This is a genomic window from Ruegeria sp. CDSC054 (genome assembly GCF_059610645.1).
The window spans coordinates 49757-71998 of sequence record NZ_JBXWOA010000016.1; the positions used below are offsets into that span (position 1 = coordinate 49757).

The following is a 22242-nucleotide window of genomic DNA, read 5'->3' on the forward strand; positions in this document are numbered from 1 at the left end:
TATTATGTTCCTTGATAGTTAAGCTGCCAGTTTGGCGCGTTCTTCCAATGCCCGGAGGGGGGGTGCAGCGCTTGTGACACCCATCTCCTCCAATGATTCTTTTGCTGCGTTTACTACTTTGCGCATGACGTGTTCGTCCATTTGACCGATACATCCGACGCGAAAGCTGTCGACCACCGTCAGCTTGCCTGGGTAGATGATGAAACCCTTGGATTTCATAAGAGTGTAGAACTGATCGAATACGAATTTCTCGTCCGCCGGGCAGAAGAAGGTGACGATAATTGGGCTGAGCCAGCGACTGTCCAGCAGTGTTTCAAAACCCAGCTCGCGCATTCCCGCGACCATGACATCGCGGTTGCGGGTGTACCTACCGCCGCGGCCCGGAACACCTCCTTCGGCGGAATGCGCCCTGAGTGCCTCGATGAATGCCGCCACCACATGGGTGGGAGGGGTGAACCGCCATTGACCGGTCTTGTTCATATGCGCCCATTGCGCGTGTACGTCCAGGCTCAGCGAATGGCTGTTGCCCTCCGCGGCCTCAAGCTCGGATTTTCGGGCGACGATAAAACCGAAACCGGGCACGCCCTCGATGCATTTATTGGCGGAGGATACCATGGCCTCGTACCGGATCTCGCTCGGTTTCAGCTCGACGGCGCCGAAGGCCGACATCGAGTCAACTAATAGCTTGCGCCCGGCGGCATAGGTGACCTCGGAAATCTCTTCAACGGGGTTCAGAATGCCCGAACTGGTTTCACAGTGAATCGCAACCACATGCGTGATGTCGGGGTCATCGGCAAGAATGCGGGCAACTTCGTCGCCGCGCGGCGGCAGGTAATCGCCCTTGTCCAGAACTACATGCGCTCGATCCAGGTATTCCAGGGTCTTTGCGGAGCGTTGCCCATAGGCACCATTTGCTAATACCAGCGCCCTGCCATCGCGCGGAATGAATGATGCAAGCATCGCTTCGACCGAAAACGAACCACTGCCCTGCATCGGGACACAGTCGAAATCATCAGCTCCCTCGCCAAGCAAAGCCAGCAGGCTGGATCGCACCTCTTGCGTCATGGCGCGAAAATCGTCATCCCAACTGCCCCAATCCTTTAACATGGCCTCTTTTACGGCATAGGATGTCGTCAAAGGACCGGGCGTCAGAAGGTAAGGTTCACCGAGGCGCGGTTGTTCGATTTTGGGATTGGAAGGCGTCATAACCAGGCTCCAGAAAAGTATTTTCAAGAACACAATTGCAGCAAACGTTTCTATATGTGAAATTGCAAATATCAATCTAATTATAAGCACAGCCTATGGGCTGACTTCGGAGGAGCTCCATGCGACACAGCCAGCTCAAAGCCTTTCACTATGTAGCCAAGCATGGGGGATTTTCGCGTGCTGCAGAGGCTCTTTTTCTGACGCAGCCGGCAATTTCGGAGCAGGTGCGAAAGCTGGAACAGGATCACGATTTGTTGTTGTTCCAGCGCGAGCGCAAACGTGTGACCTTGACCCCCGACGGCGAGCAGCTTTACCGATATACCAAGCAATATTTTGAGATCGAAAGCCAGATCGAGGACTACCTCTCTGAGACCAAGGCTGTGGTCGATGGAGAGTTACGCATCATCGCCGACTCCGCGCACCACATGACGGCCTTTCTGGGTCCCTTTCAGAAAAAAAACCCAAATGTCACGATCACCGTGCGCTCGGGGAATAGCGAGGAGATTCTGGAAGAGCTCAGGGCGTATAACGCGGAAATTGGCGTAGTAGGCAGCCTTTCTCCGGGCAAAGATATGGATGTCTTGAGTCTTGGTTCTACTGAGATCGTGGCCTTTGCCGCACAGGGTGTTCTTTTGGCATCGAAACCGACGCTGTCGCTAGAAGAGTTGTCAAATCTACCGCTTATATTCCGCGAAACAGGGTCGAAAACGCGCCAGAAACTGGAAGATGAGGCCAAAAAACACGGGATCACGCTGAAACCAGCGATTGTAGCGGAAGGGCGCGAGGCGATAAGGGAACTTGTGGCCTCCGGCGCAGGTATCGGTTTTGTCTCGCAGGCGGAATATGGCCATGATGACCGTCTCCGGCAAATCAAGCTTAAAGGCATCAACCTGCAGATGGGCGAGAGCATCATATCGCTGTCGCAGAGGCGCGAAGTGAAGATCATCCGCGCCTTCACAGATTTTGCGCAGCGTACCTTGGAAGAAAACCCCGCCAACGATTGATTAGCGGGGCTTGGTATCAATGGTGGCAGCTAGCGACTTCGCCAGCCTTGAGTGCGTTTTAGAATTCCTTTGGACGCAATCAGGTGAATAATCCGCGCCGTTGCGTTGGTGTAAAAGATCATCATGCCCATCGCCGCAGCCGGTGCGATATCTCCGGCATCATCCATGTTCAGCACCGCGATAGATGCCAGCGTCGTTTTAGGTGAGTAGAGGAACACGACCGCCGAAACGGTCGTCATCGCATTGACAAACAAATAGATTGATATGTCCAGAACAGCTGGAAGACATACCGGAACTGTCACTCGTGCAAATAGCTTCATTGTTGGCTGCTTGAGCGAGGATGATACCGACTCAAATTCTCTGTCCATCTGCTTTAACGCGGTCACACCCGTTAGGTGTGACACCGTATAAAAGTGAGTCACCGTACAGATCACCAAAATCGCCATCGTTCCGTAGATCCCGTTCAGGGGATTGGACGGGCTGTTAAAAAAGAAGATGTAGGAAAGGCCTAGCACCATGCCCGGGATTGCCATAGGCAGCATCGCGAACATCTGAAAGATTGATCGACCTGTTCTGAACCCGTTCGACTTTTCAACCAGATATGCACCAAAGAAGACGACTGAAGTACCGATCACCGCCGTCAAAAGCGCCAGCTTGATCGAGTTAATGTAGGAGCCCCAACCGCCACCATCCATCTTGTTGAAATCGTAGTTCTTCAGGCTCAGGCTCAGGTCGTAGGGCCAAAACTTGATTAGCGCTGCGAATTGGCACACAGCCAGCAGCCCAACGATGAACAAACCGATCAGACAGCAATAGACTAGAAAGAACCGATCTGCCTTTCGATTTGGGGTTGGCTGGTACGGGACCGACCGGGCCGACAATAAGGCAACCTGCTTTGATTGCACCATGCGGTCGATCGCGAACGCCAGGATTGCCGGGATCACCAGAACGACCGAGACTACGGCACCCATTTCAAAGTTCTGCTGGCCGATCACCTGCTTGTAGATATCAACCGCCAGAACGTTGAACTGACCTCCAATAACTTTTGGCAGACCAAAATCAGTTATGACCAGATTAAATACGACGAAAGCGGCAGAGATCAGACCATATCGCGCGCCAGGAACGGTGACCGTCCAAAAAGTACGCCACGGCGTCGAACGCAGGCTGACTGCAGCTTCGTATAGTCGTGCATCAGAGATCGCCAGCGCCGTTGAAATGATCAGGAAGGCGTGCGGGAAGGTGAAGAACACCGAGCCTATTACAATGCCAATCGGACCATAGATACTGGCGCCGAACAGCAACTCTTTTATCATGCCCTGATTGCCGAACAGATAGACCAGCGCGATCCCGGGCAACAGCGAAGGCACCAGGATCGGAGCCATCGCAATCAGACGAAACACACCCTTGAACCGCATGCAACTCCGGTTCAGCGCATAAGCGAACCAGAACGCCAAAGTTACTGTGACAATGGTGCTAATTACAGAAATCCAAAGGGAGTTCTTGATAGAATTGAACAGTGCCGGGGTTGAGAAGTAGTTGACGAAATTTTCCAAGCCTCGCGATTGAACTGGCCTCAGCTGAACCCGCCGGAACTGATTGGAATCGAGCGTGACCCAATCCGTATTGTCCTGCAGCGTAGAACCGACAAGAAACCGCCCGGTGTCGCTCGTGTTACGGATTTGGTACATGACCGGACTGCGAAAGCTGAAATCGGGAAAAAGCTCGGTTACTGATAGCCGCCCGTCTGAGCCGGTAGACAGTTCGGTGCCGGAAAAAGCCCCGATTTGTTCGTTCAGTGCGTCGCCCGACAGAATGGTTCCGTCGAACTGGCCTGCGTCATCACTGACTTGGAACTCGTATTGCGACAACTCCATCCGATAGGTGGAGAAGGATTTAGAGAGCATCGTGTAAAGCGGCAGGACCAACGTCGCGACCAGATAGAGCGCGATCACGATCATGCTGCCGCGCATCAGGATGTCATCCCTGCTGAGCTTGGGTTTGATGTCAGGCCCGGCTGGAAGGGTACCCGGGTTGATTGAAATCTCGCTCATGCTGCTGTCTCCGGAACATCAAAGGCCATCAGCCGGTTTTCGGGTAGCTCAATCACCATGGTCCGACCCTCTTCCAGTTCTAGACGGCGCACGGCATTGATCGAAAAATCCGCGATCAGTTCCGAAGATCCAAATCGCTCGTTACTTAAGCGGCAGCGCCAGAACGAACCGAGGAATTCCATTTCATCAAGAGTGACGTCAATGCAATTCCTGTTGCCGCCGGTATCGAGATAACCAGCCTCATGCGGAATGATATCTTCCGGCCGGATTGCTGCAATCGCCGGCATACCGTCGTTGAAATTGTGGCCAAGGCACGCAAAGGTCTTTTCGCCGACGCTCAGTCGACCACCTTTGGTGACCTGTGATTGGATCTGGTTCATTTCTCCGATGAAGTCCGCCACGAACAAGTTAGCAGGCTCGCGGTAGATTTCTGTGGGTGATCCCACTTGTTCAATAACCCCATGATTCATGACAACGATCCGGTCCGCCATGGCCAGAGCTTCTTCCTGATCATGTGTCACCATCACGGTGGTTACGCCCAGTTTGCGCTGTAACTCCTTGATCTCATGCCGCAGGTGAACACGCACTTTGGCGTCCAGTGCCGACAGGGGTTCGTCCAGCAGCAACAGGCCGGGGTTGGTTGCGATGGCACGGGCCAATGCAATCCTTTGCTGCTGACCTCCTGACAACTGCGCAGGGTATTTCTTGCCCTGGTCCGGCAGTCCAACCAGATTCAAGAGTTCGTTTACACGAACCGCGATATCCGACTTGCTGCGGCCCGTGTTTTCAAGGCCGAAGGCGATGTTCTTTTCAATCGTCAGATTTGGGAACAGCGCATAGGATTGAAACACAATCCCGAAATCACGCTCGGACGGGGGCAGATTGGAGACGTCTTTGCCATCTTGCATGACCGTACCTTTGGTCTGCAAATCCAATCCGGCGATTGCACGCAGAAGAGTGGTTTTCCCACAGCCGGACGGACCGAGGAAACAAATGAATTCGCCTTCGTTGATTTCAAGGGAGATATCCTTGAGCGCTAGAAAGCTGCCGAACGCTTTCCACAAATTCTGGATGCTGAGATACAGTTCACCGGGTGGTGTTTTCTGAAGCACGGGAGAGGTCCTCACATCTGCACCTCGGGCACGGCCGAAACTGGCCAGTCTGATCCGGGTGAGTAAGTTGTTTGTTGGGGAACAAGAGCATGGTGTGCAGGAGGGGCACAAAAGCCCCTCCTGCTAATGGGATTACTTCGCTTCCGACTTTCCGTCATAGCGAGACTGCCATTCCTTCAATATTGCCGCGCGATTGTTGGCAGCAAACTCAAAGTCATTTTCGATCATTGCATCCAGAAGACCCTCGGGGAAGTGCTCAACTGGTTTTGCAACACCCGGATAGGCCACGACTGCATAACCGGTATTATACATTTCGTTGGCCTCTTTGGTGACCGTGAAATCAACCAGCTTCTGCGCGGCCTCGAGATTTGCGGTACCAGCAACAATTGCGGTTGCTTCCATGTCCCACCCTACGCCCTCAGAAGGTACGATGACCTCAAGAGGTGCTCCGTCTGCTTTGGACTTGGCCCCACGGAAGGCAAAGGAAATGCCAATTGGGATCTCGCCTGCGGCCGCCAGTTTGCAGGGTTTAGAACCTGAATGGGTGTACCGCGCGATGTTCTCATGCAATGCATCCATATAATCCCAACCGCCATCTTCGCCGAACATCTGAAGCCAGCTTGAAACATCAAGGAAGCCGGTCCCTGATGAATTCGGGTTCGGCATGATGACCTGATCCTTATACATCGGGTCGGTGAGGTCCTTCCAGGATGTCGGCGGTGTCAGCCCGGCCTTTTCGGCCTCGACTGTGTTGTAGCAAACCGAAGCAACCCAGGCATCCATGCCAACCCAGGCCGGAGGATTGTCGCCATCAACAAACTTCACATCCAGTTCTTCAACGCCAGCCGGCGCGTAAGGTTCCAGCATACCCTCCGACTTGAGCAAAAGCAGCGACGTGGCCGCCAGACCCCAGACGACGTCTGCCTGAGGGTTGTCCCGTTCTGCCAGCAATTTGGCGGTGATGATCCCGGTCGAGTCGCGAACCCAGTTAATCTTGATGTCAGGGTTGCTTTGGTTGAACGTCTCGGCGTATCGGGCCAGATCTTCCGCCTCGACTGCGGTGTAAACAGTCAGTTCTGTTTCTGATGCTGCTACCGTCGCGGTCAGCGTGCCGACAGCAAGAGCGGTAAGAAGTGATGTTGCGTGTCTCATTGTTATCCTCTGTTGGTGATTTTTGGAATGGTTCGCCATTCTCGTGCGGCGTTCTCATTCAGATTAGTGCCAACAGTTTGACAGATATTCTTTTCAAGAAAAATCGATTATACCTTCAACATCATAAGCCAACCTTATGGAAGAACTGTCGTCGACCCCAGGATTGTTGTGATCGGTTCTAAATTTGCAGTGGTACGTTTTAAACGTTTGAAATCAGTGCTTTGATTGTGTTTAGTGCTGCCCTGTCTTAACGCCGCCGGCACGCACAAGCGTTTGTGCAAAGGTGGGATCGGCATTAATCATGCGGTGGTCCAGCATCTTGCGGGTCAGGTGAAGCAGCGTTGGCGTGTTTTCGGGCCGCTCTGCGTTGGACATTTCTTCGCCATCCTCGTCCATGCCAAAGAGTACCTGCGGCAGCCCCGCGCCAAACTCGACCAGACGGTGTTTTTTTGTGCGCAAAATGCCCAGATTTGCCTGTCGAGAGGTCAGGCCTAGCTCAACCATCCACGACGTCGGCTTTACCGGATTGCCAAAATCGAATTCGGAAAAGCTGTGTGTAGCGCCTTCCGTTTCGGTGTCAGCCAAAATACCAAGCAAGCTTCGCCCGTTCATTGAAGAGGGGATTTCCGAACCCACTCTTTTGAGAATGGTGACGGGTATATCAATGGATTCCGTGAACCCGGAATGCACTCGCCCGTGCATATCAGGACGCGCGGGATCGCGCACAATCAAGGGCACATGATAGGCGGCATCATGGAACGTGCCTTTCCCCCACAGCCCGTAGTCGCCGAGCATCTCGCCGTGATCTGCGGTGACGATCAGAACGGTATTGTCCCACAGACCGGAGGTCCTGAGCCAGTCTAATACGCGCCCGATATGATGATCGACCTCCGTTGCTAGAGCCAGATACAGCGATCTCAGCTGGGCGATGGTTTCCGGATCATTCTTCAGATCGGGGAAGCCGACAACCATGCTTGAGATCGGTTGTTTATCCTGCGCCGGGGCAAGGAAAGGGTGCCAGTGTCGGTCTCCCAATGGATCGCGGGTTGAACGCGGCGGGGGCATATCCTGTGGATCGTATAGCGTATTGTAGGGTGCAGGCGCCACAAACGGAGGGTGCGGCCGAATATAGTTCAGCGTGGCAAACCATGTGGATTCAGCATCCTGCATCTTCGACAGGAACTGATCCGACAGAAACGCCGTATCGCTTTGTTCAGCCGGATACAAAGCCGGATCGCCGACGTTCGGGCCGTTGGGTCGATAGGTGTCGGGGTAGGGGGGTAGCTCAACGCCCCGCTGCGACAAATGCGAAAGCCAGGCGTCAACATCCGATTCCATACGCATTCTCACCACCTCCTCAAAGCCCGGAAGCAACTCCTCGTAGCTTTCAAGCCTTGGGTCATCGAGGGGTAGAACCCGGGGATCGTGGGTCGTGTCGGAATACCCAAACATACGTGGAACGTACCCAGCCTTCCGCATAGCACGCGCCAAATTCGGGGTATCGTGCCGGAGCGGCGTGCCGTTTCGGACTGCCCGGTGATTGAAAGCATATTGCCCGGTGAACAGCGATACCCGGCTGGGGCCGCAAGGAATTGTGACGGCAAAATGGTTGGCAAAGCTAACGGCGCTTTTCTGAAGTCGTCGCAGGTTGGGCAACTGCGCCACCCGGCCGAGTCCATCCTGCCCCAGAAGATCATAGCGGAACTGATCGATGACGATCAGCAATACATTCGGGCGTGTATCTGTGTTCTCTGTCTGCAAATCCCCCTCCTAACCCCTCAACTTGCCATCGCCAGAGCTACAATCCCGATCGCCACGATGCTCGCAGCCAGAAGCCTGTTGGATTTTGGCCCTTCGCCAAACCACATGACGCCAATAATCGACGCAAAGATAACGGAACTTTCTCTGAGCGCTGACACCACGCCCAATGGCGCGATTGTCTTCGCATAAAGTACAAGCCCATAAGCCACGCCCGAAATGACACCGCCTGCGAGGCCGGCCCAGACATAACGTCTGGGTAGAGACACGACACGCTGCCACCTGGTAGTGAAGATGAAACCTGCCACAAATATCTCGGCCACGAACAGTGTTGCGATGTACCCCAGTGTGTTCTCGGATAACCGGATGGCAATACCATCCACAAGTGAATAGGACGCAATCATCAAGCCAGTGCCAAAGGCGGCTGCTACGGCGATCCAGTTTGTGTGTCTGCCTAATCCTGCAAGGGACAGGCACCCAATACCCAATGAGATAAAGATAATGCCGATCCATGCGACGGGTGGTAGAATTTCGCCCGCGAACAGTATCGCGCCCAAAGCGACCAGAACCGGTGTCATTCCGCGTGAGATTGGGTAGACCACCGATAGGTCGCCATGTTTGTAGGCGGTGTTCAGAAACCAGTAGTACCCCCAGTGGATCAGGGTGGAGCCAACGATAAAGGGAAAAGCCGCCCAGACCGGCAAGCCAGTGAATGGTATTACAAACATCGCTGGTATCGCATGGCCAAGCGAAATCAGCCCCAGAACAATGGCTTTGTCCGGCGCGCCTTTGACAACGGCATTCCAAAGCGCGTGCAGAAATGCAGCGGTCAAAACAATGAAAAGCGCGTCAATTGTCATTAGAACCTGACGAAATGTGGTGAACGCCTGCGACGCATCAAGTTTCGAACCTTGGGGCGTTCAACCGGGCGCGTTCGCACGCGGGTGATTGCCCGAACCTTTGTTTGTACTTCTGCGACAGCGTGGCATTGGACCCAAATCCGCAGGCCAAGGCAACCTCGGTCAGCGTCAGATTGGTGAATCTGACAATTGCCTGGGCCTTTTCCAACCGTTCCTCCAGGTAGTAGGCTTTTGGGGTAAGTCCTGTGGCTGCTACAAATTTCCTTTCAAGTTGGCGCACCGAAATTCCTACTTCCTCAGCAATGCCCTTTATCTGGAGTGGTTCTTCCAGATTATACCGAAACAGTTCTATGGCCTTGTCAACAACAATGTCGCCGGTAAAGCCGTCATCGACTCGGGCGATGTCGTGTGCGCAAGCGATACACCTGCCGAAATTCGGTCTGTAGCTCAGGAATTTCCGGTTTAGCCGGGGCTGTTCCTGCGGAGTAAGTGTGTCGCTTGTAGTCTTGGACAGCAGGTTGAGCAGAGAGAACCCTGAACCTGCAGACCATATCGCTCCACTAGCGTGGCTATCGCTAGATGCGGGCGAGATATCTGGGAACTGTTCTTGCAGTGCACTTAATAATGAGGACGAGGCAGCGACATCCAAGCCGCAGAGAAGCCCGGTACGTGCCAGTGGGACCAACGCCGCCTCAACTGCGCCCAGAACCCGGCCCGCCCTGAGCTGCGAACGCGCCACGCGGCCAAGATGGTTTTGTTGATCAGGAGGCAGGGCCGGTCCTCCGAGCAAAAACAGATAGCCACATCGCGCCGCGTCGTCATCGATGCGGCTGGTGCTCAAATTTACTCCGCAATCGCTCTGCACATCAGCGCCAGCAAACGACAGAACCGAGACTCTGAGCCGTTTGTCAGGGGCAAGTTGGTTCGCGGTCTTCAGATAGGCCAACCCCACCGAAAGCTGATCCAGAGGCAATCCATCCCAGCACAAAAAGCCGATGTCGTTGACACGCGTCGTGTCGAGTTCGATGACCGAACAGTGTTTCATCAGTTTCTATGCCATTTGGGTGCCATCAGAGACTAACCGTCCGTTTTAGGCCGTTCGCCTTTTGCATCGTAAGGGGTTCGTAAATGAGCCGTTGCAGACAACCGGGTTCCGGCAAGGTCGATTTCGAATGCCCCGCTTCGGATGTATTCCGCCGTAACCCGCTGCGGCGCGTCCAACTGGCACAGCGCGACCGCTGCACCCAGCGTGTGACCATAGGCAGCCGAACGGACCTCACCGACTTCGACCCCATTGCACAACACGGCCTCACCGCCCCACAGCTGCGGAGCACCACCTTCCAGCACCAGTTGCACGATCCGGGTTTTCAGATGGCCGGGGTCCGCTTTTGCGGCTAGCAGTGCCTCTTTCCCGATGAAGCCGCCAGGCTTGTCATAGTCCACGGCAAAGTTCAGACCAGCCTGGATCGGCGTGATGTCCGGGGTCAACTCGCGGCTCCAGGCGCGGAAGCCTTTCTCGATCCGCAGGCCTTCCAGCGCATAGTATCCCGCATCGCGAATACCATACTCGGCCCCGGCGCGCATCAGGTCTTCGTAAACGCCAACTGTGAATTCAACCGGAACCACCAATTCCCAGCCCAATTCGCCGACATAGGTCATGCGATTGGCCAGAACCGTTGCATAGCCCAGATCGATTTCCTGAACGGTGGCAAACGGGAAGGCTGCGTTCGACAGGTCCGCTTTCGTCAGCTTCTTCAAGACATCACGCGACTTTGGCCCCATGACCGACAGCACCGACCATGCAGCCGTCACATCCGTCAGGAAAACATGGGCATCATCGCTAAAATTCTTGCGTATCCAATCCGCGTCGTGAATGGTTTGGGCTGATCCCGTGATCAGCATAAACTCTTGCGCTTTCACTCGCAGAACTGTCAGGTCGGATTCATACCCCCCACGTTCATTTAGCAAGCCTGTGTACACTGTCTGGCCCACGGGCACGTCAACATTTGCTGCGCAGATTCTGTTCAACTCGCTGCAAGCATCGCGTCCTTGCACCAGCAATTTCGAGAACGAGCTTTGGTCAAACAGCGTTACTGCTTCGCGAGTGGCCTTGTGTTCTTTACCAGCATTGTCATGCCAATTCTGACGACCGAAACTATATTCGATCTCGGCTTTTTCACCGTCTTCGGCAAAATAGTTCACCCGCTCCCAGCCCATTTTTGACCCGAATACGGCGTTCTTCGCTGCCAGTCGGTCATACAGGGCCGAGCGGCGGAAGGGGCGAGCCGTGTCTAGTTCCCGGTTGGGCCAAGGCATCGCGTAATGCAGGCCCAGTGTTTCCTTGACCCGGTCATGCAGCCAAGTCTTGTTGTTGTTGAAATTCGCAAACCGCCGGATATCCACCGCAAACAAGTCCGAGGTCGGAGCGCCTTCGACAATCCACTCAGCCAGCGCCCGTCCGGCACCTCCTGCGCTGGCGATGCCCATGCTGTTGAAGCCCGCGCCGACAAAGAAATTCTTCAGCTCGGGCGCTTCACCCAAAAGATAATTGTTGTCGGGCGTAAAGCTTTCAGGTCCGTTATAGAATTGCCGCACGCCTGTCTCGGCCATGCTGGGCACTCGGGTGAGTGCGTTTTCCATGAGAATTTCAAACTGGTCCCAGTCATCCTCCAGAAGCTGGAAGAAGAAGTTGTCTGGTATGCCGTCCATACCCCAAGGCTTGGCGTCCGGCTCAAAGCCGCCCATGACCAGACCGCCTGTCTCTTCCTTGAAATAAATATAGCCATCTGGATCGCGCAGAACGGGCAGGTCGGGCTTCACACCTTCGATCTGCTCGGTCACGATGTAGTAGTGTTCGGCAGAGTGCAGAGGCACGTTGACGCCGCACATCTTGCCCAGTTGACGTGCCCACTGTCCACCGCAGTTCACCACGATCTCGGCATTGATCGTGCCCTGATCGGTGACCACACCGGTGACGGTGCCATCTTTGGTCAGAATGTCAGTGACCTTCATTCCTTCGATCACCTTCGCGCCACCCATGCGCGCGCCTTTGGCCAGAGACTGGGTCAGATCAGTTGGGTTGGCCTTACCGTCACCGGGCATCCACAGCCCGCCTTTGACGTCGTCCACCTGCATCACCGGCCATTTGTCCTGCGCCTCCTGCGGGGTGATAACCTGGACCTCGACCCCCTGCGCCCGCGCGGCAGCAGCGGTGCGCATCAGCATAGTCATGCGATCGTCGGTCCGTGCCACTGTGACCGAGCCGCATTCCATCCAGCCGGTGGCGAGTCCAGTCTCGGCCTCAAGCTGTGAATACAGCTCGGTCGAATAGCGGATCAGGTTGGTCATCGCGGGCTGGCTGCGCAGCTGACCGACGAGGCCCGCTGCATGCCAGGTTGTGCCGCAACTCAATTGGCCCTGTTCCAGCAGCACAACATCTCGATGCCCCATCTTCGTCAGGTGATACGCGACCGAGCAGCCAACGATACCGCCCCCCACGATGACAAATTGCGCGCTTTGCGGAAGTTGGATGTCGGCCATTGCGTTGCTCTGTACAAGAGGAATCGGGTTTGCACCCACCTTATTGCTACTTTGCAAATCTTGGCAATATTTTTCTTTTCTTGGCGTTAAACGCTGACAACATCAACGGGTTGGTCTCTAATCACTTCCGAAATGCCTTTAGGTAAATCGCCGTCAACCACTAGAGTTACATCCCCAGGCAGTGGTTTCATCGCAACTTGCCCCACCACATCGAATTTGCTGCTGTCCGCCAATAGGAACGGGCGCTGCGACCGCTCTATCATCATGTGTCGCAGGTTTGCGCCTTCCAGCGAAAAATCGGTGAGCAAGGTCCGAGCACTAATCCCACCAACTCCGATCAGTGCAAATTCTGCATTGTATCGGGAAAGGTGGTCCAGCGTGTCCAAACCCATTGTAGCATTCTCCGAAAAATCTAACCGCCCGCCCAGCAAGGTGACCTCTTCTGCCGCTGGCGCAAGTACCGAGGCTATGGTTAAATCGTTGGTATAAATTGCTAAATGTTGGCGAATGGTCGCCAGAGCTTGCGCTGCCGCGAGTGTCGTCGAGCCGCTGTCAATGATTACACTCGCTCCGTCTGGAATTATGCTAGCAACGTAATTGCCAATACGCTCTTTGCCTTCTCGATTGGTTTGAGTGCGGTCAACCATGGGAGGTTCGTGCGTACGCACACTGGTCGCTCCGCCGCGTACCTGGTTGAGTTTGTTTTCCTGCGCCAGTTGCTCAATATCCTTGCGAACAGTTTCCCGCGATACGCCGAGCCGTTCGGTCAGGGCTCGGATTGAAACTGCGGGTTGACGCGAAACTTCTTCGAGGATTATTGCATGTCGTTCTGATGGTAGCATAGGTTGATCTTCCGGCTCAGGTCTGCGTAACTTTGCCAAGTTTCGCAAACAGCGTCCAGCCCGGTTCAATACAGACGAGTGTGTTTCGGTGCCAGCTCAACGAAGCCAGTCGCGTTGCGGAAGGCCTGGCTGCCGCTCTGATTAACGGGTGTAGGCCGAACTAGGTTTAGAATGTACCCCGACTACAGTCCAATACCCGTAAGAGAAATTATGATAAATTTGCGCGAGTCCCATCCACGCATTCCGATTTTTCTATCCAGGGACTTCTCCAGACGAGCTTTCCTCGATCTCGTGGACATCACGTTCTGCTGGGTTCATTGGCATCCGAACACAATATTAGTCAGAGCAGATTGCTCCGGCAGGGCTCATCAAGGAACGCTCAGCAAATTGTGGCGACTTCGTAACAACCGATGCAACTGACCGCACTCAATTGTGCTCGGCAGTGATCATGTCTTTGAACTGAGACACTGTTTCTTGCGGAACACCGGCCGCTTCGAAGATAGCGGCGGCAAAGCTGACCGGCGCTGTACCGGCTGCGGTAACAACACTGCGTGAGGAAACGGCCGCTTCGCTTTGAACGTAACTCGATGCTCCACCATACCCAACAGCGTTCTTGATCAAGAATTCCCCATCATTCGAAGTATGGGGTACGGAATTCAGCAATCCCGATCGGGCCAGAGCCAGGGTTCCACCGCAAATTCCGCCGACAGGAACGCCGTTTTCGTACTGAGCCACAAGCAGATCTGAAATGTCCGGTGCGGCCTCAGAGTCCCACACGGTTCCACCAATGACTGCCACTACATCCGGTTGCCACGCGGCGAGTTCTCCATTGGATACGATAACGGTCATTCCTCCCATCGAGCTCAATTGCCCGGGAATTGGGGAAAAATACGCAACGTCGAGCCCGTAAAAGGAGCCGCCGATTCCGCCAATCATTGCGTATTCCCAGTCCGCGAAATCATCTGTGAGTATCAATGCGACTTTCGCCATTTTGGTTATACCTCCTGAGGATCCCGCTCTAGAACATATAGGGAACATTCCGGATGTGCAATGTTACTGGTTAACGAAAGCCCGCCGTCTTCCGATGTGTTTGTCAGGGCAACCGTCAGGCATTTTGCCGATGAGTAGAAAGCACCTATTCTGGGAAAATATGTAAAATCGAATTATTGGAGAAAAGTTATGCCCGTGCCCCAGATTGTGACCATCGTCGGTTATATGACAGTCCCCGAAGCTCACGCAGATGCATTTCGAAAAAACTGTGCTGACATGATTGAATTGCGCAGTCAGGAATCTGGCCATTTGGCGTCGGCCTACAGTTTCAGTGCCGACGGAACGGTGGTGTCCCGTGAAGATTATGACAGCGCAGATGCGGTAATCCGCCATATGGAACTGGGCAGCCACATCTTTGGAAGCACGCAAAGCCTGGTCAGTATCACCGGGGTCGAATTACATGGTCCTGCCGCTGAACTTGAAAAACTGCGCGACCTGTTCAGCGGAATTTCTCCTGGTTTCTTTGTAACCGAGTTCGGGTTTCGGCGGTAGCCGGGCTTGGAAAAGGGATCTACGGCAAGTCGGTAAGGTAGAGCCAGCCCAAAGAAGGCGGCATCATCCTGCCAAAGGAAGCCTACAGAGGCTTGGCACAAACCATAGGTGCAGCACTTTGAATCCGCAGCTCAACATGTGGGTTGGTTAAACCCCCAGCCGCACGGCTGTCTGCATTTAGGATGGATGTCCAATTCAACATCGAAGCCGGAGACATTTCCAAATTTGACAAAAGCCGCATGGCTGCGACAATCGAGACATCTGTTTGCGGTAGGTGGAGACAGGTCGAATGAAGGGAAGACGACGCTTTCTGACTCGTGTGATCCCATCCACATTCTGGGCGTCCATCACAATGCGAAGCCTTTCCCGAAATGCGGAGGCAAAGACCGTCGAAGACAAGAGCTACAAAAAACTCACAACTACCGAGGCGGAAACTCTGGCGGCCTGGTGCGCGACCATCGTTTCCGGCGCCGAAGAAGCCGGAGTTGCCCGATTTGTCGACCAGAACCTGGCAGGCGATCAGGCCGCGTCCCTGTTGCTCCTCAGATACCTGGATGCCAGCGACATGGCGGGATTTTATCGCAAGGGTATCTCAGGCATTGAAAAAGAATGCCTCCACCGCTTTGGCCTGCCCTTTGTGCAGGTGACCGACGAACAACGTGTAGAAATGATCCAAGCCGCCATAGCTTCAGACATGCAGGTCTGGACCGACCCCGACCCCAATTTCTTCTATTTCATTTCGCGCAGCGACGCGGTGGATGTTGTTTATGGCACGCAGGAGGGGTTTGCGGATCTGAACATCCCCTATCTCGCGCATATTCCGCCACCTCGACCTTGGTAACAAATCCGCCGCCAGCAGAATGACCGGAGATAATGAGGCCCAATGACGAAAATCTCTAATGATAAGGTTGAAGTCGTCATCATCGGCTCTGGCATCGCCGGTAGTACAATGGCTGCAGAACTGGGTGAGGCAGGGTTTGATGTGCTGGTTCTTGAGGCCGGGCCGGAACGACAGCTATCAGACATGATCAGTTCTCAAATCTGGTCCCGGCGGCTCAGATGGGCGGGTCCGGAAGTTCGGGAGACAGGTGATCTTGTGGGAGCCGCGAACTTTGCCATGGGGTGGGGGACCGGCGGTGCAGGCTTGCATTGGTACGCAAACTGGTACCGGCTGCACCCCGACGACTTTCACGTCAGGTCTCTGTACGGGCGCAATCTGGACTGGCCCATCGGATATGATGACCTGCAACCATGGTATGACCACGCGCAATCCTATTTCGGCGTGTCGGGGGATGACGATCCCAATGCGCCGCCCGGCGAGGCTTATCCCATGCCTGCCATTTCCCTATCCAAACAGTCTCAGGCCATCAAACCCGGGTTTGATGCGGAAGGGTTGACGCTAACGACAAATACAGTGGCGGTAAACTCAGTCTCCTATAACGGCCGGGCCGCCTGCCTGCTTGATGGCTGGTGCGACGCGGGATGTCCGATCGGGGCATTGGCCAACCCGCTGGTTCTGCAATGGCCGCGGGCACAAAAGGCGGGCGTTGAGCTACGCCACAATGCCTATGCCGCACGGATTGAAACAGACCCTTCGGGATCGAAGGCGACCGCCGTCGTTTATCTTGATGAGCAGGGTCGGGAAAACCTACAACCTGCAGACATTGTCATCTCGGCCTGCCACACAATCTGGAATGCGCGGCTGCTTTTGCTGTCCGGCAATGACAAGCATCCCGATGGGCTGGGCAGTGGCAGCAAGACACTGGGGCGCTATTTTACCTCTCACGCGCTCACAACCATCCACGGGCTGTTCACGCAGGAAACAGAGCCCCATTTGGGTGTTTCGGGTGCCAACACCCTTTGCCTTGATGGCTATGATGACAAACAACCGGCAAATGATGCTTTTGGCAGCCGCGCGTGGCTTGTCGGGCAGGCAGCAAAACCCAACGACCTGTTGGGGACCGCTCTGGCCAGGCCAGAGGTGTTTGGCGATGCTCTGGACGCATATCTACATCAGGCCAGTTTGCATTACGGAAACATGACAGTGCTGTGTGAGGAAGACAGCATGCTGGAAAACCGTATCACGCTCGATCCATCAAAACTCGATCGTTATGGGTTGCCGATGGCACATGTGAGTAATTCACTGCCACGGGCAAATGCCGCCAGGTCGGAACTGGCCAAGGCGGAGGGTCTCCGCATCTTCAAGGCGGCAGGGACCAGCGATGCTTGGGCAGGCCCTCGAAACCCAATGCACATGATGGGTGGAACCATCATGGGTGACGATCCATCAGCATCTGTCACAAATTCATATGGCCAGGTACATGAGATCGACAATCTGTTTGTCGCGGGCGCAAGCCTGTTTCCCACGCCGGGCGCGATAAATCCGACGGCCACGCTGGCTGCGTTGGTGTTTCGCACGGCAGATTACATTCGCACCCACCGATCAGAGTTGCTGCCCTAAAGCGCGCTGCGCGAAGGTTGTGCGCGACCCAAACCGTCGAAGGCGTCCAGCAGAGTTTCAAACCAGCGGTGTAGTGTGCTGTCTGGAGGCCAGAACGCAGCTCGACTGACAACCCGCGCCCATTGAAATGTTCCGAACAAGATGTAGTCTGAATGGTTCTGTTGCAATCTTTTGACTATTGACGCGCTTGAATGCAGACGGTGAATGATAGCCGGTGTATTCAGTCGAGAACCTGTTCATGATTTCATTCAAAGGTGCGCAATATCCGAAGGACGTGATCCTGTTCGCCGTGTTCTTTTATGTTCGATACGGCGTGTCCTACCGTGATCTGGAGGAGATCATGCGAGAGCGAGGCGTTTCGGTGGATCACACCACACTGAACCGCTGGGTAACAAGATATTCCGGCGCGATAGCTGAGGCTGCGCGGCGACGAAAAAGATCCTGCGACCGTTCTTGGAGAATGGACGAGACTTACATCAAGGTGAAAGGTGCGTGGGTTTACCTCTATCGAGCTGTCGACAAGCACGGCAAGACGCTTGACTTCATGCTTTCGCAGCGTCGAAACAAACCCGCCGCCACCAAATTCTTCGCCCGGATGCTGGAGGTCAACGGCCTTCCGAGAAAGATTGTCATCGACAAAAGCGGAGCTAACACGGCTGGCATCAAGGCCATAAACAAGATGCTGAAAGGCTTTGGTTGCCCGATTCCCATTGAAATGGTCAGGCGGAAATACTTGAATAATATTGTGGAACAAGATCACCGTTTCATCAAAAGGCGAACCCGCCCGATGCTGGGATTCAAAGCCTTCGCATCAGCGGCGGCAACGTTGGCCGGAATTGAAGTGGCGCACATGATCCGCAAAGGTCAAATCACGCCCGGACTCTGTCCCTTTCGCCAGTTCGCTGAGCTCGCCTCTTAAACCCACTGCCGCAGCGCGATATTGTAATCCAACCAAAACTTCGCAACACAACCCTGTGAATGCCATACAAGTTCAATCATGCGCGTCGCGAAAAGTTTCCCACAGCGAAGTACCGCGTCACCAACTGCAAGGAATACAGTCAAGGTCTCCGGAGTGTCTTTGCGACACTGATTGCGAGGTGGCCATAAACTCTTGGCATTCGAGTCGCGTCAGTAAACAGGTGCCAGCCACAAACTTTGCTTGATAACGAGGGTTTAGCGCGCACGGCCGAGGTCAAGTGGCGCATTGTAGAACGATCACCCCTTTTTGCGCGCCACGACGATAAATTGGGTCATGGAGAAAAAGAAGCGCCCAACTTTTGCAAGGCTAAGCTGTTCGTCAAACCACGATTGCGCAACAGCGGGATCAACATGACCATTTGCAACAGCATATTGCTTCATGAGGTGCATCATCATGATTGCGAGGCCGTCAGGCTTCAGCTGGTGATCTGTCATTGTGAACGACAAGGCATCTTCCACATGGTCGCCGCGTGCCTTTATCAATGCGGGCAGTCTTTCCGGGACGGAACCACTCACAAAATGCTGGTTCCAGGAAGTCAGCATCTTTTGCATTCTGTCGGGCTCATCGCTGAACCAAATCAAGCTACCAAAGTGTAGATCGCTGATGACGAGGCGCCCGCCGGGTTTGACGCACCGCAGCGTGTCGGACAGTGCACCGTCTATGTCTTCGATGTACTCAAAGACCTGTACTGAGACGGCCTTGTCAGCACTCTCATCCTCAATGGGCAAACTATTTGCGGCCCCAGCACGAAACTCCACGTTCGCGTAGTCGCTGCACCGTTCTCTTGCGGCTGCTGTCATATCCTCGCTTGGGTCGATCCCGATGACATAGCCATCCGAGCCAACTGCGCGGGCCAACTCCGCTGTCAACATCCCGTTGCCACAACCGATGTCCAAAATCGTTTCACCGGGAGCCGGGCACAGCGCATCAAATGAAGCCTGTCTTCGCCGCGTCAATTCAGCTCCTTGATAGGCGATTTCAAGTAATCTCGTTGTCTCCGCGTCAAACTTAAGCAACTCTCCCCCCTTACAAAGCCCACAAGTCTACAAACCTTATCAGAAAATGGGTTATCTACGAAAAGCAGGGCGGATCATCGAGATTTGAACAACATCTACCAAAATAACTGAAGGTGCCGACTCGATCCGAAGAATTAATTAACCTCGGGAGGTAAGGACGCTTCTGCCGCTTTGTCAGACAAGCTTTTTGTCGCCGTTCGAAAGTTCGAACAACATCAATTCAGGGGATGTCGAGGCCGTTCTCCCGGCCGAAATCGGTATAGAAGCTGTCACTGCGGCATCGGTTTAAAGTGGCTTCGTCCGCTTCTCTTGGGTCGGTGCCAGGGCTTTGGACACCTGTTCCTTCTATGAAGCGGTTCACGAGATTAAAGACACCGCAAACTTGGATAGCATCGAACAGCGCACTCTCCGACCAGCCTGCCGCGTAGACCGCTTTTGCGTCGGCTTCCGTCATTCGTGATGGCGAGACGGTGAGCTTTTCAATGTATGCTAGTAACGGTTTGAGATGATCCTCGATGGGTGCCGTATCGCGGTCTTCCATCAGTGCCTCGATTGTCTCGACCTCAACGCCGTAGGATTTTGCGAAAACGATGTGCGCACCATGGCAATAGGCACAAGCATTCAAACCCGAGACATAGGCTGCAATCAACTCACGTTGGGCGACCGAGAGGTCGCTCTCGCCCCGCATCACCAAGCTTTCATACGCACAAAGCGGAGAGAGTTTATCTGGAAAGGCCTGATAGACACTTCCAAGTGTCGCGTTCTCCGGCAGAGATGGAAACAGGCGTTTCATTCAATTCTCTTTCAATCTTGTTTTGGATAACTTCGTCCCACGTGCGGAACCAACGGTGTTTACGCAACCTTAAAGCAATTCCAGGTTCCGCAAAGAGATTCTGTTGGAATACAGCGAACGGTCAATGTGCCTGACGACACCCCCGGATGTTCGTCGTTTGGTTAAAGGCAATTTCATTTGAGCAGTTCTTGTAAGTCTGCAATGTCCGGGTTAGCTCCCAAACCGGAGCTTCAAATCTAAGCGTGGTGACTTCGGTATTGCGGACTGAGTGTGAGTTCGCTGCGATTGCTCCAATGTCGGATATCAAAAAAGTTCTGCCACCTGTCGTCAGACGCTCAGGTAGTAAAGTCCTATTTACCTGCTTTCCAACACTCATGCTCTCCCTTTCACCTGGAGAGGATTGATTCAAGCCACGCACAGCGACAAAATCGGCCAGGGAGGTGAAAAGTGTTGAAAGGGAAGGCCAATCCATAAGACCACTTGGCTGTGCGATGGCGGTCTGACGTCTTCAGGAATCAAAGCCAATTCCCAGCCGATCAAGACACCTTAGGTAAAACGACCGATTTCCGGTCTGATCTTCCCAGGCCAGATCTCGTTGCGCGCGGCGGATTGCAAGGCTTCTCAGCGGCTCGGGGGGAAAGGGCACCGGGCGGCGGCGTATCATGCTCAGCGTTGTGCGTTCGGTTTGTTTGCCCTCCAGCATGTCCAGCATCGCAAGGGCCGCGAACCGCGAGGCGGTAACCCCTTGCCCGGTGAACCCCATCGCATAGGCCAACTGGCCATCAAGGGCGGTGTTGACAAAGAACGTCGTGCGGGCCGAGGTGTCGATGATCCCGCCCCAGGCATGCGAAAACTGCACGCCGTCCAGTGCCGGGAGAGCCGCCCGGAAAGTACCGGCAAGCCGGTTGAACGTTTCTGGCCGATCCTGCAGGGCGACATCGCGGTCGCTGCCATAATGATAGATAGCGTCGTACCCGCCCCAAAGGATACGGTTGTCTGCGGTTTTACGGGAATAGTGAAACTGATTGCCGCTGTCAGCGACCCCGTGCCGCCCCTCCCAGCCAATGGCGGCCAGTTGATCGGCATTTAACGGCTCAGTCACAAGCGCGTAGTCAAACACCGGGATAATCGCGGCGCGCAGGCGTTTCAGCAACGGCACGGCGGCGTTTGTGGCCAGAATTATCTGTCGCGCGGAAATGCGCGCCTTATCGGTTGCCAGCCGGATAGACGCACCCTGTTTGGGAAGCGCTGTTACCGGTGAATGCTCATATAGTTCGACACCCTTGTCGATGCAATTTTCCCGCAAGCCTGCAACCAGTTTACCGGGATTGATCAGAGCATAATTGGGCTCAAACAGGCCAGTATCATATACGGGGCTGTTCAGCTTGTCGTGCAGATCAGCGCCTTGCAAAATCTGCGTGTCATACCCGAACCGCGCAAAAACCTCCTGCGTGGCCTTCAGGCCCTGCACCTGCCATGGGGTGGCCGCGACATTAAGCTTTCCCGCGCGCTCAAACTCGGCGTCTATGCCGAAATCTGTGATATCTTGCTGAAACCCATCAAGGTTCTCGTGGCCTAGCCGGACAAGGGTTTCGGCTTCCTTCGGCCAGCGGGCAACGGCATTGGCCGCCCCATGTGAAATGCTTGGGGCGCAGAAACCACCATTGCGCCCGCTGGCGGCATTCCCGCATCTGTCGGCCTCCAGAACAACGATGTTTTTGTCCGGCCAGCGTTCGCGGGCCTTCAGCGCGCTCCACAGGCCGGTGAATCCCCCGCCGACGATCGCCAGATCACAGGTCAGATCATCCTCAAGGGATGGGTTGTCAGCCCCTGGCACATAAGAACTGGTCCAGAACGGTGTTTTGGTTAACTGATCGGGATCGCAAAAATTTTGCACCTGACAGGCTTTCTAAAAGTACTGCATGA

Annotated in this window: 18 protein-coding genes; 5 read left to right on the forward strand and 13 right to left on the reverse strand. The window is 54.5% G+C overall.

Annotated elements, in window-relative coordinates:
- Positions 1-18: 18 nt before the first annotated feature.
- Positions 19-1206: a 2-aminoethylphosphonate--pyruvate transaminase gene (locus AC2FGC_RS21470; RefSeq protein WP_496783402.1), complete on the reverse strand. Its 1188-nt coding sequence runs from the start codon at positions 1204-1206 to the stop codon at positions 19-21.
- Positions 1207-1325: 119 nt separating this feature from the next.
- On the opposite strand from AC2FGC_RS21470, the gene AC2FGC_RS21475 reads away from it, so the two are divergent.
- A complete protein-coding gene (locus tag AC2FGC_RS21475; protein WP_496737689.1) occupies positions 1326-2210 on the forward strand; it encodes a LysR substrate-binding domain-containing protein in 885 nt (294 codons plus the stop codon).
- A gap of 29 nt (positions 2211-2239) precedes the next feature.
- Here AC2FGC_RS21475 and AC2FGC_RS21480 read toward each other — a convergent pair whose 3' ends face one another.
- The 9 genes from AC2FGC_RS21480 to AC2FGC_RS21520 form a co-directional block, all read right to left on the reverse strand.
- On the reverse strand, positions 2240-4261 hold the full coding sequence (locus AC2FGC_RS21480) for a putative 2-aminoethylphosphonate ABC transporter permease subunit (protein WP_496783404.1): 2022 nt from the start codon (positions 4259-4261) through the stop codon (positions 2240-2242).
- Positions 4258-5373, reverse strand: coding sequence for a putative 2-aminoethylphosphonate ABC transporter ATP-binding protein (locus AC2FGC_RS21485; RefSeq protein WP_496737690.1), 1116 nt, complete (start codon positions 5371-5373; stop codon positions 4258-4260). Before AC2FGC_RS21485 ends, AC2FGC_RS21480 begins: the two co-directional genes overlap by 4 nt.
- A 132-nt stretch (positions 5374-5505) precedes the next feature.
- Complete coding sequence (locus tag AC2FGC_RS21490) at positions 5506-6525, reverse strand: putative 2-aminoethylphosphonate ABC transporter substrate-binding protein (RefSeq protein WP_176865287.1); 1020 nt, start codon at positions 6523-6525, stop codon at positions 5506-5508.
- A 231-nt stretch (positions 6526-6756) separates the two neighbouring features.
- The gene (locus AC2FGC_RS21495) at positions 6757-8286 is read right to left on the reverse strand and encodes a sulfatase-like hydrolase/transferase (RefSeq protein WP_496737691.1); all 1530 of its coding nucleotides are present in this window, start codon (positions 8284-8286) and stop codon (positions 6757-6759) included.
- A 17-nt stretch (positions 8287-8303) separates the two neighbouring features.
- The gene (locus AC2FGC_RS21500; protein ID WP_496783406.1) at positions 8304-9143 is read right to left on the reverse strand and encodes an EamA family transporter; all 840 of its coding nucleotides are present in this window, start codon (positions 9141-9143) and stop codon (positions 8304-8306) included.
- 37 nt (positions 9144-9180) lie between these two features.
- Positions 9181-10188 (reverse strand): GlxA family transcriptional regulator, encoded by a 1008-nt coding sequence (locus AC2FGC_RS21505; protein ID WP_496737693.1) that lies wholly within the window; start codon positions 10186-10188, stop codon positions 9181-9183.
- A gap of 32 nt (positions 10189-10220) precedes the next feature.
- A complete protein-coding gene (locus tag AC2FGC_RS21510) occupies positions 10221-12683 on the reverse strand; it encodes a GcvT family protein (RefSeq protein WP_496783408.1) in 2463 nt (820 codons plus the stop codon).
- Between the two features lie 86 nt (positions 12684-12769).
- Complete coding sequence (locus AC2FGC_RS21515) at positions 12770-13525, reverse strand: DeoR/GlpR family DNA-binding transcription regulator (protein WP_496783410.1); 756 nt, start codon at positions 13523-13525, stop codon at positions 12770-12772.
- A 426-nt stretch (positions 13526-13951) separates the two neighbouring features.
- Entirely contained in the window at positions 13952-14515 is a 564-nt protein-coding gene (locus AC2FGC_RS21520) for a DJ-1/PfpI family protein (protein WP_496783412.1), read from the reverse strand.
- A gap of 189 nt (positions 14516-14704) precedes the next feature.
- Here AC2FGC_RS21520 and AC2FGC_RS21525 point away from each other — a divergent pair, with 189 nt between their 5' ends.
- From AC2FGC_RS21525 to AC2FGC_RS21540, 4 genes are all read left to right on the forward strand, one after another.
- Positions 14705-15067, forward strand: a complete 363-nt coding sequence (locus AC2FGC_RS21525; protein ID WP_496783414.1) for an antibiotic biosynthesis monooxygenase — start codon at positions 14705-14707, stop codon at positions 15065-15067.
- Positions 15068-15356: 289 nt separating this feature from the next.
- The gene (locus tag AC2FGC_RS21530) at positions 15357-15908 is read left to right on the forward strand and encodes a gluconate 2-dehydrogenase subunit 3 family protein (RefSeq protein ID WP_496783416.1); all 552 of its coding nucleotides are present in this window, start codon (positions 15357-15359) and stop codon (positions 15906-15908) included.
- A gap of 42 nt (positions 15909-15950) precedes the next feature.
- Positions 15951-17528 (forward strand): GMC oxidoreductase, encoded by a 1578-nt coding sequence (locus tag AC2FGC_RS21535; protein WP_496783418.1) that lies wholly within the window; start codon positions 15951-15953, stop codon positions 17526-17528.
- A 238-nt stretch (positions 17529-17766) separates the two neighbouring features.
- On the forward strand, positions 17767-18447 hold the full coding sequence (locus AC2FGC_RS21540) for an IS6 family transposase (RefSeq protein WP_496783419.1): 681 nt from the start codon (positions 17767-17769) through the stop codon (positions 18445-18447).
- Between the two features lie 296 nt (positions 18448-18743).
- On the opposite strand, the gene AC2FGC_RS21545 is transcribed toward AC2FGC_RS21540, so the two are convergent.
- The 3 genes from AC2FGC_RS21545 to AC2FGC_RS21555 form a co-directional block, all read right to left on the reverse strand.
- The gene (locus AC2FGC_RS21545; RefSeq protein ID WP_496783421.1) at positions 18744-19523 is read right to left on the reverse strand and encodes a methyltransferase domain-containing protein; all 780 of its coding nucleotides are present in this window, start codon (positions 19521-19523) and stop codon (positions 18744-18746) included.
- A 220-nt stretch (positions 19524-19743) separates the two neighbouring features.
- Entirely contained in the window at positions 19744-20316 is a 573-nt protein-coding gene (locus AC2FGC_RS21550) for a carboxymuconolactone decarboxylase family protein (RefSeq protein ID WP_496783423.1), read from the reverse strand.
- A 508-nt stretch (positions 20317-20824) separates the two neighbouring features.
- Positions 20825-22213: an NAD(P)/FAD-dependent oxidoreductase gene (locus tag AC2FGC_RS21555; protein ID WP_281973938.1), complete on the reverse strand. Its 1389-nt coding sequence runs from the start codon at positions 22211-22213 to the stop codon at positions 20825-20827.
- Positions 22214-22242: the final 29 nt, after the last annotated feature.